At 64.3% G+C, this 16,377-nt stretch carries 17 protein-coding genes; 11 read left to right on the top strand and 6 right to left on the bottom strand.

The features are described from left to right. Positions 1-78: 78 nt before the first annotated feature. Positions 79-792, bottom strand: a complete 714-nt coding sequence (locus BMW89_RS26220) for a DUF599 domain-containing protein (RefSeq protein ID WP_092030268.1) — start codon at positions 790-792, stop codon at positions 79-81. A gap of 122 nt (positions 793-914) precedes the next feature. Between BMW89_RS26220 and BMW89_RS26215 the strand changes: the two genes are divergently transcribed. The 5 genes from BMW89_RS26215 (at position 915) to BMW89_RS26195 (ending at position 4,056) form a co-directional block, all read left to right on the top strand. Further along, positions 915-1,577, top strand: coding sequence for a glutathione S-transferase family protein (locus BMW89_RS26215; RefSeq protein ID WP_092030266.1), 663 nt, complete (start codon positions 915-917; stop codon positions 1,575-1,577). 87 nt (positions 1,578-1,664) lie between these two features. Continuing rightward, positions 1,665-2,033, top strand: coding sequence for a YidB family protein (locus BMW89_RS26210; RefSeq protein ID WP_092030263.1), 369 nt, complete (start codon positions 1,665-1,667; stop codon positions 2,031-2,033). Between the two features lie 191 nt (positions 2,034-2,224). Beyond that, positions 2,225-2,428 carry a hypothetical protein gene (locus tag BMW89_RS26205; protein ID WP_092030261.1) on the top strand — a complete coding sequence of 68 codons (204 nt, stop codon included), beginning with the start codon at positions 2,225-2,227 and terminating at the stop codon, positions 2,426-2,428. A gap of 152 nt (positions 2,429-2,580) precedes the next feature. Further along, positions 2,581-3,573 (top strand): hypothetical protein, encoded by a 993-nt coding sequence (locus BMW89_RS26200; protein ID WP_092030258.1) that lies wholly within the window; start codon positions 2,581-2,583, stop codon positions 3,571-3,573. A 42-nt stretch (positions 3,574-3,615) separates the two neighbouring features. Next, positions 3,616-4,056 carry a DUF1489 family protein gene (locus BMW89_RS26195; RefSeq protein ID WP_092030256.1) on the top strand — a complete coding sequence of 147 codons (441 nt, stop codon included), beginning with the start codon at positions 3,616-3,618 and terminating at the stop codon, positions 4,054-4,056. A gap of 3 nt (positions 4,057-4,059) precedes the next feature. Here the strand turns inward: BMW89_RS26195 and BMW89_RS26190 are convergent, their stop codons facing one another. Next, positions 4,060-4,812 (bottom strand): hypothetical protein, encoded by a 753-nt coding sequence (locus BMW89_RS26190; protein WP_092030512.1) that lies wholly within the window; start codon positions 4,810-4,812, stop codon positions 4,060-4,062. A gap of 75 nt (positions 4,813-4,887) precedes the next feature. Then, a complete protein-coding gene (gene panC / locus BMW89_RS26185; protein WP_092030254.1) occupies positions 4,888-5,739 on the bottom strand; it encodes a pantoate--beta-alanine ligase in 852 nt (283 codons plus the stop codon). 285 nt (positions 5,740-6,024) lie between these two features. Between panC and BMW89_RS26180 the strand changes: the two genes are divergently transcribed. The 3 genes from BMW89_RS26180 (at position 6,025) to BMW89_RS26170 (ending at position 9,036) form a co-directional block, all read left to right on the top strand. Continuing rightward, positions 6,025-6,948 carry a division plane positioning ATPase MipZ gene (locus BMW89_RS26180; protein ID WP_092030251.1) on the top strand — a complete coding sequence of 308 codons (924 nt, stop codon included), beginning with the start codon at positions 6,025-6,027 and terminating at the stop codon, positions 6,946-6,948. A gap of 344 nt (positions 6,949-7,292) precedes the next feature. Then, entirely contained in the window at positions 7,293-8,153 is an 861-nt protein-coding gene (locus BMW89_RS26175; RefSeq protein WP_092030249.1) for an alpha/beta fold hydrolase, read from the top strand. A 139-nt stretch (positions 8,154-8,292) separates the two neighbouring features. Further along, positions 8,293-9,036, top strand: coding sequence for a vWA domain-containing protein (locus tag BMW89_RS26170; protein WP_092030246.1), 744 nt, complete (start codon positions 8,293-8,295; stop codon positions 9,034-9,036). A 4-nt stretch (positions 9,037-9,040) separates the two neighbouring features. On the opposite strand, the gene tehA is transcribed toward BMW89_RS26170, so the two are convergent. Next, positions 9,041-10,012, bottom strand: a complete 972-nt coding sequence (gene tehA, locus BMW89_RS26165; protein ID WP_092030243.1) for a dicarboxylate transporter/tellurite-resistance protein TehA — start codon at positions 10,010-10,012, stop codon at positions 9,041-9,043. Positions 10,013-10,190: 178 nt separating this feature from the next. Between tehA and BMW89_RS26160 the strand changes: the two genes are divergently transcribed. Further along, entirely contained in the window at positions 10,191-10,916 is a 726-nt protein-coding gene (locus tag BMW89_RS26160) for a DnaJ domain-containing protein (RefSeq protein WP_092030241.1), read from the top strand. 239 nt (positions 10,917-11,155) lie between these two features. Here the strand turns inward: BMW89_RS26160 and BMW89_RS26155 are convergent, their stop codons facing one another. Further along, complete coding sequence (locus BMW89_RS26155; protein ID WP_092030238.1) at positions 11,156-12,988, bottom strand: D-alanyl-D-alanine carboxypeptidase; 1,833 nt, start codon at positions 12,986-12,988, stop codon at positions 11,156-11,158. Between the two features lie 389 nt (positions 12,989-13,377). On the opposite strand from BMW89_RS26155, the gene BMW89_RS26150 reads away from it, so the two are divergent. Next, positions 13,378-13,716, top strand: coding sequence for a phasin family protein (locus BMW89_RS26150; protein WP_092030235.1), 339 nt, complete (start codon positions 13,378-13,380; stop codon positions 13,714-13,716). Between the two features lie 76 nt (positions 13,717-13,792). On the opposite strand, the gene BMW89_RS26145 is transcribed toward BMW89_RS26150, so the two are convergent. Then, positions 13,793-15,448 (bottom strand): TadE/TadG family type IV pilus assembly protein, encoded by a 1,656-nt coding sequence (locus BMW89_RS26145; RefSeq protein ID WP_244547688.1) that lies wholly within the window; start codon positions 15,446-15,448, stop codon positions 13,793-13,795. A gap of 514 nt (positions 15,449-15,962) precedes the next feature. On the opposite strand from BMW89_RS26145, the gene clpS reads away from it, so the two are divergent. After that, complete coding sequence (clpS, locus tag BMW89_RS26140) at positions 15,963-16,295, top strand: ATP-dependent Clp protease adapter ClpS (protein ID WP_177196315.1); 333 nt, start codon at positions 15,963-15,965, stop codon at positions 16,293-16,295. Positions 16,296-16,377 lie beyond the last annotated feature (82 nt).

Raw genomic sequence — 16,377 nt, 5'->3', positions numbered from 1 at the left:
GTCTCAATGTCAAGTAGCACCGGCGTGATCTTCCCGATGCCTCACTGGGTGCCGCGCCGCGTCCGGGACACGGACGCATCAATGACCGCGCTTGACCTCATCCCCCGCCATCGCCTCCGGCGCCATCGCTGCCCATGCACTCGATGCGAACTGCCGGCGCCATGTCACGATCACCACGGCTGCCGTGGTCACGAACAGCACCCAGGGGCTGACGAACCAGCCGAGATAGCCGAGCGCGAAGAAGAAGGCGCGCTGGCCGCGGTTGAAGTGGCGGCCGGCGGATTCGAAGACGCGCGAGGTGCGGATGACGTGGGCTTCGGCCTCCGGTGTGTCGCGCTGTGAGGCGAGCGGCATGCCGCCGAACAGGATCGCGACATAGTTGAACAGGCGATAAGCCCAGGCGAACTTGAAGAAGGCGTAGACGCAGATCAGCACCAAGCCGACGCATTTCAGCTCCCACATCGCGGGCGAAGTGCTGAGATCGATCGGCAGCTTGCTCAGGATCATGATCGCGTCGTTGGTGGCGTGCAGCAGCGCCAGCGCGCCGCCGAGCGCGAACAGGCTGGTGGAGGCGAAGAAGGCGGTGCCGTTCTGGAGCGAGGCCATGATCTGCATGTCGACCATGCGCGCCTCGCGGTCGAGCAGGCGGCGGACCCAGACCTCGCGATAGCGGTTCATGCGCGCAGACAGGCTGTCGCGGCCATAGGCCGAATGCTCGAGCGTTACGGCATAGACCAGCCATTCGATGATGAAGAAGCCGACGGCGGTGATGTCGACCCAATGCCTGCTCATGTCTTGCTCCTCAGGGATCGCAACGATTGCCACGCATGCCCCATGGCGGCAACGATTGATTGGTGGCAGGTGATGGCGCTAAAAGCAGCCGCATCGGACGGACTTTCGGAAGGACCCGTGACATGGCTGCTCTCAAACTTGCCATCGGCAACAAGAACTATTCGTCATGGTCGATGCGGCCCTGGCTCGCGCTGCGCGCCAACGACATCCCGTTCGCGGAGACCCTGATCCCGCTCTACACCGACAATCCCGCCGACAAGGAGCAGATCCTGTCCTTCAGCCGCGCCGGCAAGGTGCCCGTGCTGGTCGACGGCGAGACCGTCGTGTGGGATTCGCTCGCCATCATCGAGTACATCGCCGAGTGCTACCCAGAGAAGAAGCTGTGGCCCGACGAGGCCGCGGCCCGCGCTCATGCCCGTTCGGTCTGCGCCGAGATGCATTCCGGCTTCGTGCCGCTGCGCAGCGAATGCGGCATGAACCTGCACCGGCCTATCCGCCCCGTGACGCTGTCGCCGGACGCCAAGGCCAACGTCGCGCGCATCGAGGAGATCTGGCGCGAGTGCCGGGCGCGCTACGGAGCCAAGGGGCCGTTCCTGTTCGGCGGCTTTGGCGCTGCGGACGCCATGTATGCGCCAGTCGTGCACCGCTTGCGCACCTATGCGATCGACGTCGCGCCGGACACGAAGGCCTACATGGAGACCATGATGGCGCTGCCGGCATTCCAGCAATGGACCCGTGAGGGACTTGCTGAAACGCTCGTCATCGACAGATTCGAGGACGCGTGAGCATGATTGTGATTGAGCGCGGCTTGACGGCATGCCGCATGGCGGCGCTCAATCGTGCTGGAGTTACGGCTTAGGAGAGGGCACGCCATGGGAATTCTGGACTCGCTGGAAAATAACCCCGCGCTGCGCAGCGCTCTCGGCCAGCTCGGTGCCGCCGTGCTGCCGGCCGTGCTCAGCGAGGTGCTCGGCAGCAACAATCAGGGCGGCCTCAGCGCGATCGTCGCAAAGCTCCAGCATGCGGGCCTCGGCGACCAGGTCAAATCCTGGCTCGGCAACGGCCAGAATTTGCCGATCTCGGCCGACCAGCTCCGCGCCGTGCTCGGCAGCGACACCGTCCGCCAGCTCGCCGCCCGCTACAACATCCCGGTCGACCAGCTCGGCCAGATCCTGGCCCAGGAACTGCCCAAGGCCGTCGACCACGCGAGCCCCGACGGCCGGTTGCCGCATACCGCCTGAAATGCCCGGGTTCCAGTGGTATCATCGGCGGGCCGATTGCCCTGTATCGTCCTGAAAACGCTGCCGGATTGGGACGTTTGCCATGCCTGCATACTGCTAGCCAAAACGACGCATCGCATGCTATAGCTCAAGCCGGGTTTTCAGCCGGCCGTCGCAGTGGGACCCTGGGCATGGCAGGCGCTGTTTGAGTCATGGAGAGGGCGTTGAAGCATAAATTCCCCATCGGCACGCGCGTATTGTTCACGGCCAGCAACGTCGCACGTCCGGCTGCCAGCGGCAGCTACGAGATCATCCGCCTGCTGCCGACGGATGGCGACGACTGCCAATACCGCATCAAGAGCTCGACCGAAGCTTTCGAGCGCGTCGCCAAGGAAAGCCAACTCGCCCAATCCTGACGGATGATCGTGCCGCGCATTGACGTTGCGGACGAATTTGCTTCGCTTGCCGTCAAAAGGCCCGCTTCGCCTCACCAAGGTGCGGCGGCAGTTGCCGGTTCGCGGTGCTCGCTTGAACATTCGCTCTCTGCTCGCGTGAGGGGACTTCGCGCATGAACTGGGGATGGGCCTCTTCGCTCGACCAGATCTGGCGCTCGCCGGCCTTCCCGATGTGGATGACGCTGGCCGCTGCCGGCTTCTTCGGACTGATCCTGCTGATCACGCTGCTGCGCGCCGAGAGATCGGTCGCCAACGGCGCGCTGACCGTCATCACGCTGCTTGCCATCGCCATTGCGGTCGCTGCCACCGTGCGCGTCTATGGACCGGCGGGGCAGGTCGCGCCTGGCGAGGCGCGCGCGCAGGCTACGGTCACCGCAAGCCTGCCGGCGCTGTCCTGTCTCGACGATCTCGCCGGTGATGCCGTGGCCATCGGCTGCGAAAAGGCGCTGTTCGGCGCGCCCGACACGGCGGCTGCGGCGGTTGCCTATACCGCCGCCAGGATCGACCGGCTGACCGCGCTCGGCGATGTCGCGACCGCCGAGAAGAGCCTGACGCTGGACATCAAGGTGCTGCGCAAGTCGCTGGAGCACGATCGCTACGGCCTCGTCGCGCAGGTGCTGGTCGCCCGCGACGGATGCACGCAGTTCGATTGCGCCGCTTTCCGCTCGCTGACCGATCAGCAGCAGGTCGCTGCCAACATGGATGCGCATCTCTACGATCAACTGGTCGCGCGCTACGCGCCGGGCTGGAACGCGCCCGCAGCAGCGCCGGCGACGGCGGCCATCCCGATGCCGGGCGCGCTTGCCGGTCTGCCGCCCGCGATGCCGCCGGGCAAGCCGACCAATGCCGAGTTCCCGAGTGCCTCGTCGACGCCGCCGGTGAGCATCATGAATCCGGAGCCGCCCACAGCGGCGACGCGCCAGGCGCCTGCCGGCAACGCAGCCGCTCCGCGCGCGCCGGCCGCGACCTCGGCGCAGGCCGCAGCTCCTGCGGCAGCGCCGGCCGCAGCAAAGAAGCAGCCGGCCGCGAAACGTGCTCCGACCGCCGCACCGGTTCCGCTCGCACCGCCGCCGTCCTCTGCTCCCGCGGCTGCGGATAACGAATAGATCGGCATTCCAAATGGATGGCTGGCCCGCTAATGCTGGGCCATGCCACTTCATCTGATCAAGCTTGCCGTCGGCTGCGACTCCGTCAAGGAATTGAAGGGGTGGATCGCCGAACGGATGCAGACCGCCAAGAAGAAAGGTCTGCCGCAACATCACATCCACGTCACCCGCATGGTGCCCAAGCGCGACGCCGAGATCCTCGCCGGCGGGTCGCTCTATTGGGTGATCAAGGGCGAGGTCGCCGCGCGCGAAAAGATCATCGGCATCGAGCCGTTCCGCGACAAGGACGGCATCGGACGCTGCCGGATCGTGATGCAGCCGAAGGTGATCATGGTGTCGCCGCGGCCGATGCGCCCGTTCCAGGGCTGGCGCTATCTCGCCGACGATTCCGTGCCGTCCGATCTCGGCAAGTCCGCCGCCGGCTCGATCGCGGCGATGCCGGAGCCGATGCGCCGCGAGCTGCGCGATCTCGGACTGCTGTAGCCGCTACTGCGAAGGCGTCACGATGTGCAGCCGCGCCCAGTCGGTCGGCGGTATCACGATCGGACGCCCGCCTTCGCCGATGCCGTCCACGATGTCGATGAGGTCAGGCGCGATGCCCATCTCGTTCAGATATTTCCGGTGCTGTTCGCCAAAATACTCCGTCAGGCTTTCGCGCTGCTCGGTCGAGACATTGGGTGCAAGCCGGTTACGGATGCCGCGGCCTCCAAGCACCACTTTCACGCCCTGCGGCAGGCTGCGATGCACCCCGCCTGCCAGTGTGAGCACGCAAGCAAAATCGCAAATCAGATCCGACACCGACAATTTTGCATCAAGCGGTCCGCCCGGGCGCTTCAAGGTGAAGCATTCGGCCTCCGGTTTCGCGGCACAGGCTGCGACCTCGGTGGTCCCAGCCGTGGCGTCCAAGCCGCGGTCGCGCAGGATGCGGCCGAGGCTGCTCGCGACCTTGAGATTGGACGTGCCCCAGCTATGGATCACGACAGGCAGCTTGCGTCCGGCCTGACGATCGAGGATCGCGATCAGCCGCTTGTAGCTGTCCCATTGCACAGCCCCTTCGGCGGCAATCCAGTCCGAGCAGCCCGGCCCGCAGGAATCGGCTGGGCCATGGGCGACGTAGAAGATCATGGCGTCGGGTGGTGACCCGTACAGGCCGATCGGCGGCCGCTGCTGCGCTTGCGCGGCGCCCGTGGCAACCAACGCCAGCGCGCCGCTGATGATCATCGTGCGGATCAATGACATGCCCTGCCAACCGGCTCGTTTCCCCGCGCCGATCATCCATGCGGGCGAGGGATGGTGCAAGCTCAACCTCGGCGTTCACACCGCGATATTGTCGATCAGCCGGGTGTTGCCGAGCTTGGCCGCGACCAGGATGCGCAAGGGACCGTCCTTGCGTGAGGCGACCTGTGCCAGCGTCTCGGCATGGCGGGCCTCGAAATAGTCGAGGGCAAAGCCGGCCGCGTTGATCGTCTCGGCGCCGCGCGCCATCGACGGTGCGATCGCTTCGCCGGCGCGGATGCGGCCGGCACTGTCCTTCATGGCGCGGTAGAGGACGGCGGCGGTCTGCCGCTCCTCGGGTGAGAGGTAGACGTTGCGCGAGGACATCGCGAGCCCGTCGCGCTCGCGCACCGTGCGGGAGCCGATCACCTTCACGCCGAGGTCGAGATCACGCGCCATTTGCGAGACCACCCGCAATTGCTGAAAGTCCTTCTCGCCGAAGATGGCAAAGTCCGGCCGGCATTGTGTGAACAGCTTGCCGACGACGGTGGCGACGCCGCCGAAGAAGTGCGGACGGAAGCGGTCCTCGAGGCCGGCGAGTGCCGGGCCCTCCGGCACGATGCGGGTCGCAAAGCCCGCCGGGTACATGGCCTCGACACCGGGATGCCAGACGATGTCGACGTCCTCGGCGGCGAGCTTGGCGATGTCGGACTTCCACGTGCGCGGATAGGCACCAAAGTCCTCTGTCGGGGCGAACTGGGTCGGATTGACGAAGATCGACACCACGACGCGGCTGGCGCGCCGCTTGGCGAGGCGCACCAGCGACACATGCCCGTCATGGAGCGCCCCCATGGTCGGAACCAGCGCGACCGTGGCCTTTCGCTTGCGAAGATTGTCGACAGCGCGTCGCAGGGTGGGGACCGTGCGGGCGATCAAGGGGCTTCGTGACATCAGGACTCGAGAGGGTTAGGAATTTGAGGTGGGCGCGTCCCGGCGCCCGGCCAGCTAACCTTAACAAGCGGCGATCGTGGACGCCATGCATCCGGATGCGGCACAGCATCCCGCGCGGTGCGGCGGAGGATGTCGCGATATTGTGGGCTGGATCACAGACGCGATACGGCGACGCAATTCATGATGAAGACCAACGCACTGTGATTTCGCTAACCTGTCACGCATTTCACTTGACCGCAGACGCGGCCAACTCGAAGATATTGCTTAGGGGTGTTGAGGATCGCCATGCTTGTGCAGGCTAGCCAAGGCCAATCGGGCTCGGCGCACGTCGTCGTGCTCGGTAACGAGAAGGGCGGCTCCGGCAAATCGACCTCCGCCTTGCACATCGCGGTCGCGCTGTTGAAGGCCGGTCAGCGCGTCGCCACCATCGACCTCGACTGCCGCCAGCAAAGCTTCACCCACTACATCAACAACCGCGCCGCCTGGGCTCGCCGCACCAAGCTCGACCTCGCGCTGCCGGTGCATCGCTGCATCAAGCTCGGCGAGACGATGCAGATCGCCGAGAACGAGAACTCCGAGTTCCAGCAGTTCATGGAGGCGGTCTCAGCGGTCGAGAGCAGTTTTGACTTCATCGTCATCGATACGCCCGGCACTGACAGCTATCTGATGCGCCTTGCGCACTCGATGGCCGACACGCTGGTCACGCCGATCAACGACAGCTTCCTCGATTTCGACGTGCTCGGGACCGTCGATCCCGCCAACTACGCGGTGACGGGCGAAAGCCATTACGCCGAGATGGTGCGGGATGTCAGGCGCAAGCGCCGCCAGCTCGATGGCTCCTCCACCGACTGGATCGTGGTGCGCAACCGCCTGTCGATGCTCGGCTCCCGCAACAAGCAGCTCGTCGCCGACGGCTTGAAGGATCTGTCGCTGCGATTGGGCTTCCGCTATGTCGACGGCTTCGCCGAGCGCGTCGTCTATCGCGAATTCTTCCCGCGCGGCCTGACCGCGCTGGACGAGATCGACGAGGCCACGCTCGGCATGCGGCCCAACCTCGGGCACCTGACCGCGCGGGAGGAGGTGACGAGCCTGCTCCGTCAGCTCAAGCTGCCGCTCGACGAGCGCGGTCGCCGGCGTGCGGCCAATCGCGCCGAGTGGTTCAGCCAGGTCGACAAGCCGCTCGAGGTCCACGACATCCTCGGCGCCTGACGCGGCGGTATGTCGCTACTTCCAGTCGATTCAAGCGGCTGGTTCCCGCCGGAACTGAGTCTGTGCTCAGCCGTTTTCATCCCACGTTTACCGCGAAATTGAACCCAATCGAGACCGGTTGCGTCGGATGGTGACCTGCACCCTGACGTAGCGGTATGAGAACAGGGTGCCCAAGAAACGTGTGCGCCGCACAATGAAAGGGCGGCCGGTTCACAATATTTAGCCTTCCTGTCACGCGCCTGTGACATATATTAGGGAATAGGCGACCAGGGGCCGAAGAGCCTCGGAAGAACACGATTTTCAACAGGGATTCAGGCCGAAAGAGCCTGAGGCTGAGGACGAAAATGAAGCGTGGAATTGCCGTTCTGGTTTCGGTTAGTGCCCTCTGCGGCGTCGCCTATTTCACGGCGAGCAAGTGGGCGATCAAGCACGAGACCATCACCTTCTACGACGCTTCGCGCGACAACCGTCCCGTGCCTGTCGATATCGCGATCCGTCGCGACAAGGAAATGCAGGCCAATGCCGGCATGATCACGATGCCGGTTGCCGTGATCAATCACGGCAACACCGTCAAGAACACAGAGTACGGCTTCCTCGCCAACATTTTCGCTGCACGCGGCTACCTCGTCGTCAGCCCGCAGCATGATCTGCCGACCGATCCGCCGATGGTGACCAAGCCCGGCGAGATCTATGTCGGCCGCCTGCCGCAGATCCTGCGCGGCGTCGCCAACATCCATCTCGCCATGCAGGAGATGAAGAAGGTTCAGCCCAACGCCGACTACGACAGGGTGACCATGGTCGGCCACTCCATGGGCGGCGACATCACGATGTATTTCGCCAAGCAGTATCCGGATGAGGTCAAGAAGGTCGTCACGCTCGACAATCTGCGCGTGCCCTTCGTCACCGCCGGCAAGTTCAAGATCCTGTCGTTCCGCTCTCAGGATCCGCAGTTCAAGACCGATGCGGGCGTGATCCCGACCGACGAGGAATGCGAGAAGGCCGGCATCCAGGTCGTGAAGACCGAATTCCAGCATAACGACATGCGCGACACCGGTCCGGATAACGCGAAGAACTCGATCCAGGGCATGCTCGACAAATTCCTGAGCGATACCGACAGCGCGATCGCTCCCGTCGACACCCGCTCGGCCCCGCCCAAGATCCTGGAGCCCGGTCCGGTTGCTCTGATGGCGCCCGCCAAGAGCTGACACCAACAAGAGCTGACACCGCTCTGATCGTCAGCACGACTTCCAAAGCCTCCGTCGGCACCCGCCCGCGGAGGCTTTGCACATTGACCGGGCCGCATGCGCTATCCACATGATCTGCTCATGCAAGAGGTGAGCAGGAATGCCCGGCGAACCCGTCAAGCCGCGTGACCGTGATGCCGTCTCGACCGAAGCCGGCGGCGCGCTGCCGCAAGCCAGCACCTCGGAGGATATCGCCGCCTTCGTCGCCAAGGCGCGTACGCTGTCACCGCACGCGCCCGGCGCCAAGGGGCGGCTGATCTTCGCGCTGGATGCGACGATGAGCCGGCAGCCGACCTGGGACATGGCCTGCGCGCTCCAGGCGGACATGTTTCATGAGACCGCGGCGCTCGGCAGTCTCGACATCCGGCTCGTCTACTATCGCGGCTTCAACGAGTGCCGCGCAACGGGATGGATATCCGACAGCACAAAGCTCGCGACGCTGATGAGCAAGATCGATTGCCGCGGCGGCGACACCCAGATCGGCAAGGTCCTGAGCGAGGCGCGGCGCGAGGCGGTCGCATCCGGCGTGCGGGCCGTCGTGTTCGTCGGCGATGCCATGGAAGAGAAGGTCGACGAGCTCTGCGTCAAGGCCGGCGAGCTCGGCATGCTCAAGGTGCCCGTCTTCCTGTTTCAGGAAGGCGACGACGCCGTGGCCGAAAAGGCCTTTCGCGAGATCGCGCGGCTGACCGGCGGGGCCTGGTGCCGGTTCGATCCCGGTGCGGCGGCGCAGCTGCGCGAGCTGTTGCGGGCCGCCGCGGCCTATGCCGCCGGCGGTCGCGAGGCGCTGTTGAAACTGGCCAAGAGCGCGAGCGGCGCGGCGAAGCTGATCGGCCAGATGAAGTAGCCGCTCAAGCCGGCGCGGCTTGCGTCGGCAGCAGCCGTCCCTGCAGGATCAGGCGCAGCGTGCCAAGCGCGATCAATCCGACCACGATGTTGGCGGCGGCAAACAGCCACGGCGCAAGCTGCACGATCGCACCGGTGTCGCCGTGCCCGGCCAAGCGAATGGGCGCGATTGCAAGCGCGGTCGCGCCGAAGGTAAAACCCCAATAGGACACCGAGAACGGCTGCTCCATGATCCACGGCAGCAGCCGAAGCAGCAGCAGCGCCATCATCAGCCCGTAGCCGACCAGGATGTGCGCGGCCATGTCCGGCATGTCGCCGTTGACTGCGAGCCAGGCGACGGCGCCGACTGCGGGCGGTGCGAGCTGGATGCCGAGCGTCGGCCGCAGCGCCACGGGAAGCGTCGCGGCGGTGTAGAGCCGGTGCAGCAGCACGGATTCGATCGCGAGCCAGGAGAACAGCGCGACGCCGAAGGCGAGCTGTCCCCAATCGGGGTAGCCGAGCGCCGAGGACACTGCGGCGGTGACGAAACCGCCGGCGACCGTCGGCAGGTACAACACCGGCGTCGTCGCGGTATGATCGCGATTGCCGCGCCACAACAATCCCGTTCGCCACAGCGCAAAGCCGAGCGTGAACGCGGCGCCAACGCCGAACAGGATGATTGCGGCAAGGTGCGAATAGGGCTCCGCGGCGATCGCGATCAGCATGGTGGAGACGCCGGCGAGCCCGATGAAGCAGCACTGCACGGGATGATGAGCTTCCCCGAGCGATTCCGCGCGCGCAAAAATCCAGCGCAGGATGAAGAGCATGAGCAGCAGGGCCCAGACGGTGGACGCGAGGGCGAGCAGGCTCTCGCCGACGATCGCTGGCAAATGCCAGACCTGATGCGCGGCCCGCCAGGCATTGCCGAGGCCCGCGAGCCCAAGCACGATGCCGAAGAACGCGGCCGGCACGATCGGCGGCCTGAAGCCGTTGCTCATGGTCTTCCCCAAACCTCACCCACATTCCTGCGATGCCGGTGCGGCATTGTTACCGCCGCGCGTGCCGGGATTCGGGCAGGGCGCTTATCGGAGAACGAACTTCTCGTGTCACCAGCCAATCGTGGACGCAGGCGAAGGACGCCATGCTTTTTGACAAGAGGGCGACTATATTCCGGCCATGACCCTGATCGCCGGCGCCATCGCAATTATCACGCTTTATCTGCTGCTGCAGATGTTCCGCTCCGCCAATCCGGCGGTGCTGGCACGTGCCGTCAAGTTCGGCGGAGGCGTGCTGGCGCTGGCGGTCGCGGCGTTCACGGGCCTGCGGGGCGAGTTGGTGGTGGCGATCCCGCTCGGAATCATGGGTGCGGGGTTGCTGGGCTGGACGCCGCTGGCGAACTCTGGCCTCGGCAACATCGGCGGGCTGTTCGGCGGTGGTGCGACGCGTCCGACCAGCCAGTCCTCGCGCGTGCGCTCGCAATTCCTCGATATGCGGCTCGAGCACGATTCCGGCCGGCTCGGGGGCCAGATCGTCGCCGGGCCTTACGCCGGGCGCGATCTCGACGAGTTTGATCTCGCGGGCCTGCTGGCGGTGGTGCCAGCGTTCGACGCCGAGAGCGTAGCCTTACTTGAAAGCTATCTGGACCGCCGGTTTCCCGCCTGGCGTCAGAACGCGCAGGGCGACGCGGCAGGGCGGCAGCGCCGTACGGCGGCGAGCGGCAAAATGACGGCGGAGGAAGCCTATCAGATCCTTGGCTTGCAGCCGGGGGCGGGGCGCGCCGACATTAGCAGGGCTCACAAGTCCCTGATGAAGAAACTCCATCCCGACCAAGGGGGCTCGAACTATCTCGCTGCCCGGGTAAACGAGGCCAAGGATACTCTGCTTCGTACGCATAACGGCTAACTCCGGCACTACGCTACAAACGCCCGTACCGCGTGAGCTCCGCTTGCTCTGTCTGATGTCGCCCCGATGCCCGCCATTGTCGGCGTGGTCGATCCCTTGGGTAAAGTTTTAACCGTAAATCCTTGACGAGAGGTTGTCGTGGAACAGCCTTGGTACCGAACGGCCTTGGCGTCACCGCATCCCGAAAATGAAAATGCCCGCGCAAGGCGCGGGCATTTTGATCGGAGCGGTGCGGAAGATCAGTTGCGGACGGTGATGCAGGAGATGTCGGCGCGCTTCAGGGCGCGGCAGACGGCTTCGGCCTGATCCCGCTCAAGCCCGGCGAAGCGGGCGCGGTAGAGTTTGCGATTGTCCTTGGCGACAACAGTCTCGGTGAACGGGTCGGCCTTGCTGAGCAGGCCGCGGGCCGAGCTGCGCGCGGCGTCGATGCGCTGCTGGGCTTCGTTCTCGCTCTCGAGCGCGCCGACCTGGACGATCCAGCCGCTGTGGGTGACGACCGGCCTGGTGGTGGCGCTCATCTGGATCGGCTGCGGCGCCGGATCGGCGGAGGCGAGCTTTGCAGCTGCCGGGGCGGGCGCGGCGGCGGTCGCAGCCGGCAGCACGCCCAGGATGCCGTTGCCGGTGCCGAAGCCCGCCGGCTGACGGGGCATTTCGGCGCGGGCGGTCTCAGCCTTCGGCGCTTCCGACTGGCTCATGACCTCGGGCCTGTTGATGAGGTCGGCCCGGGCGACGACGGCGCCGGAGGTTTCCGCGACGTCGGAGCGAGGGGCAATCGTGTTCGTGACCTGCGGTCCGACCTGCGCCGGGGCGGCGGAGGCGACCTTCACGGTGCCGGCCTTGACCTGAACCGTCTTCACCCGGACCGGCTTCATCGGCTCGGACGAGCCGGGGATGATCGAGAGCGGCTGGCTCGAGATCACGCCACTGGTGAGCGGCGCCGGCTCGATCTTGGATTCAGTCGGCCGAACTTCAGGCTTGGGCTGTGCCGGCGGCATCGCGGCAGTCGCAGCGGCAAGGGCGGACAGGCGCGAAGCAAGACGCGACGGGGCGGCTTCGGCGGCGGCCACGGCCTGAACCTGCGGCGCGGCGCGGGCCGGGGTCTCCGATGCATCGGCGACGTCGGTATTGGCGTCAGCGCCATTGCGTTCGGCGACCGCGGTGACGGTGTGGGTGGTTGCGCCCTTCTCGAGGTTCTCCGCGAGCAGATTGCGCATGATGGCGTCGCGTGAGCCGCCGCTGCGGCCGCCCAGCACCACGCCGATCAAATGGCGGTTGCCGCGGCGCATTGAGGTCACGAGATTGAAGCCGGAGGCGCGGGTGTAGCCGGTCTTGATGCCGTCCACGCCCTCAACGCTGCCGAGCAGGTGATTGTGGTTGCGGATCGACTGGCCGCGCCAGTTGAATGTCGAGGTCGCGAAATAGCGATAGTAGCGCGGGAAGCGCTCCTGGATCGCGCGGCCGAGCGTGGCCTGGTCGCGCGCGGTCGTGACCTGCTCGTCGTTGGGAAGGCCGTTGGCGTTGCGGTAGACCGTCCTCGACATGCCGAGCGAGCGCGCCTTGCGCGTCATCATCGTAGCGAAATCGTCCTCGTCGCCGCCGATCGCTTCGGCGATCACCACGGCGGCGTCGTTGGCCGAGCGGGTGACGAGACCCTTGATCGCGTCCTCGACGCGAATGGTCTGGCCGGCACGCAGGTTCAACTTGGTCGGATCCTGATCGGCGGCGTGCTGCGATACCGGCATCTCGGTGTCGAGCTTCATCTTGCCGGATTCGAGACGCTCGAACAGCAGATAGAGCGTCATGATCTTGGTCAGCGACGCGGGATGGCGAATCCCGTCCGGACTGTTCGACTGAAGCACCGTGCCGGAATTGCCGTCGACGATGATCGACGCGAATTTCGGGCTGGAGCTCTCGGACTCATCGCGCTGCACCCGGTGGTGCGCGTAGGAGCGATGCCGATGGCGCCGCGCTTCAGCAGCATCGGTGGTGAAGATGGCCGCGGTGGTGACCGTAAGAAGCCCGAAAACGCCAACCCGCGCCAAGCGCGAGGAAGACAAGTTTTTACGAAGCATGGAACCCCGTCCCCGTTTCTGACTTGATCACCGGCTCGTGAGGCGAAATTGTGCCCACTGGACCCGTGATCATTACCTGCTCAGGCTGTCCCTCCGCTGGTGTTCGCCGCGGGGGACGTTGGGCCTGAGCCGCTATTCTGGCTAAGGTGATGTTCTCAAACGGCTTTTGGCCGATTGCGGAAGCTGAACACGTCCAGAGAATCAAAGTAGGGGGCCGCGGTTTCCAAAAGCTTAAGGAACCATTGCGGGAAACTCCGGGAATCTCAGCGATTTGCATCTGATTTTGTGCGACGCACAAAATTCTTGACTTTTTTGTGCGTTGCACTAATTGTGGGCAGAGTTCAGGGAGCCGGGGCTTCCGGACGAAAGCTAGGGAAAAGGATTCCGATATGTTCAAGGTTGAAGATTTTCAGGGCTACGGGAAAGAGCACTTCGAGCAGTACGTTGCCTCCGCGACCACGATGCAGCACGGCCTCCAGGCGATCGCGAGCGCTTATGGCGACTACACCAAGAAGTCGTTCGAAGACACCAAGTCCTTCGTCGAGAAGCTTTCCGGCGTGAAGTCGATGGACAAGGCGATGGAAGCGCAGACCGAGTTTGCTCGTTCCGCCTACGAGACCTTCGTTGCGGAATCGCAGAAGATCGCCGGCCTCTACAGCGACCTCGCCAAGCAGGCGTTCAAGCCGGTCGAGACCATCGTGTCCAAGTTCACCCCGGCCGCCAACTAATTTTTCCGGAAGTCCTGGAATCGAAAAGCCCGGCTGGTTCAGCCGGGCTTTTTTTGTTGGCCGGAACAGGTTCGGATTATTTTGCGACGCGCAGCTTGGAGATCTGCGTGAGGATGTTCTTGAACGCGTCCGACGTCTGAGAGGAACTCGTGATCATCTGGAAATTGCCATTGGTCGCGCAGTCCTGCAGCACCTGCGATTTCGCGTCCCTGCTATTGATGTTGACCTGGATCGTGAAAATCGTGACCGGGTTTGTCGTATCGCCCTTGACGTTCGCGCAGAGGATTTCCTGGCGGGCATCGATGCTGGACTGGCTCGTGCTCCAGCGGTTCTGGGTATTCAAACCGTCGGACAGCAGCACAACGTAGTCCTTGTAGATGTAGTTGCTGGCCTTGGCCGGCGCCGCGATCGGCCCGTTGGTCGTGCTGAGGGATTGCCATCCCCACGCGAGCCCCACGGCCTGGTTGGTATTGCCGCTCGGAGACATCGCCGTGATCTGGTCCTTGAGCGTCTGCCACTGATTGCTCATCGGAAACACCGTGGCCGGAAGGCAGCCGGACCACTGCTCAGCATAGAACTGCGTCGAAGGGGCTGAGCTGCCCGACCCCGGGGCCGTGTTCAGGGTGTCGTAGTTCTGATCGCGGTCGTTGATGCAGCCGGTCCAAGTGCCGTGCCCGGGGGCTGCTGCGGCCGTTGCTGCCGTGCCGTCGCCGCGCCAGAGATGACAAATCTTGCTTGAGCCGGTGCCCGTGCAGGTGCAACTCGTGTTCGATCCGCAGCTTGCGCTCGAGCCTGTGACGGTCGTGTAGCAACCATTGTAGTAGATGCCGGACTTGCCCGCGAGTTTGTTGCCGCTGTCAATGCTGGGGCAGATGTACCCGCTATAGGTGCCGCTCGACGGTATGTTGTTGACGCTGTTGGCGCCGCTCAACGTTGCGGGCCGGTCCATGCAGGTAAAGCCCTGGCTGCTGTTCGTGAACGGGCAACTCGATCCGGCGATGGCCGAGTTGAAGCTGTTGGACTTGTTGTTGACGAGGAACGGAGGCTCGGCCTCCCACTCGGTCCAATTGATCCACGATGCACCGACATTGGCAGTGTCGACGTTGACGTCCTTCGCGAACGGAACGATCGAGATGTAAACGTCGCCGGTCTGCTTGTTATAACCGGACAGCGTGTCGATCATGTCCTTGGCCGCGGTTTGCATGGCGCTCATTTTGCCGTTCTGGGCCATCGATCCCGTGTTATCCAGGATCATCGCCACGCGCATGCGGGTGTTTCCCCATGCCGCGGTCGAAGTCGCATTGAACGGAAGCGTGGGATAGCCTGCGATCTGCATGAAATCGGTCTGCATGATGCCCGACCCGGTGACCACGATGTTCGAGATCCCGCTGGAGTCCTTGGGGGTGTAGCTGGTGTGGATGTCGCCGGTCGACACCGTGCCGGTGCGGCCGGTGTAAAGGCCGGTGAAATAGGACTTCGTCTTGGTCTCGATGTCGATTTCCGTGATGGTGCCGTTGGTCAGATCCTTGGAGACCATCAGCGCGGCCGAATCGAGCGCGGCCTGCAGCGAACTGCGCGCATGGACGGCACGGCTATAATCCACCGCGGCACCGACGAAGCCCAGCACCGGGACCAGCACGATGGCGAAGATCACGGCGATATTGCCTTGCTCGGCACCGGCAAAGCGGGCGAGCTGTCGACCAATGCGGCGGACAACGGGCAGGCGAAACATGGCAATCCCCGAAATCTGTGGTTTTGCCCGATTTCGCGCCATACTCTTCAACGGCAGGTAAATCAGGCCGTAGAAATCCGGAGATACCCCGCAGCGGTCACGTTGACGTCAGGTTCCTGGTCAACACGTTCTAAACATCCGGGGTGGAAAATTTTGTCAAATCGGTCCGGATTGATTAACCTTGGCCCGGATCGCCCGGACCGGGAATCGGGGCCGGCGCGGGCCGCATCGGCCAAGCCTTGGCTAACGCCTTGACTAACAGGCCTTTGCCAACAAGCCTTTGCACGCTTGCGGCGAGCCGGGGGCAGGCCCATATTGCTGACGAACGATCCGGCTTGGACCGGACTGGGTCGGAAGCGGCGATCCAACAAGGCGGTGCGCCTATGCGAGGCTCCGGACCAGGGGGCCGCGCGGCGGACCGTTATTCGCTTCCGTGGGGAATTTGAACGCCTGAGCCATGCTGCAACTGACTTCCATAACCGACCTGTCCACGGCTGCCGTTTTCGCTCCCTGGATGAGCAATGACGAGAACCGTTCCGGCAGCCCGACGGGTCCGAACACCTCCGTCATCACCAAGGTCAAGCCGAAGACCAAGCGGCCGAATCTGTATCGCGTGCTGATCCTGAACGACGACTACACGCCGATGGAATTCGTGGTCCACGTGCTGGAGAAATTCTTCCAGAAGGACGCCGAGGCGGCGACCAAGATCATGCTGCACGTCCACCATCACGGTATCGGCGAGTGCGGCGTGTTCACCTACGAGATTGCCGAGACCAAAGTGACGCAGGTGATGGACTTCGCCCGCAAGCACCAGCATCCGCTGCAATGCGTGATGGAAAAGAAGTAACTGCGCGTTCGCGTTCAGAGTTCTTTAGATTGGTTCAGTTCGTGCGGTGTGTGATGTCAGCGCATCCTGCTGCGCGATCCGG

The organism is Bradyrhizobium sp. OK095, from assembly GCF_900109945.1.
Taxonomy (GTDB): Bacteria; Pseudomonadota; Alphaproteobacteria; order Rhizobiales; family Xanthobacteraceae; genus Bradyrhizobium.
Note: the sequence above shows the minus strand (reverse complement) of the source record. Positions and strands in the feature narration are given on the sequence as shown.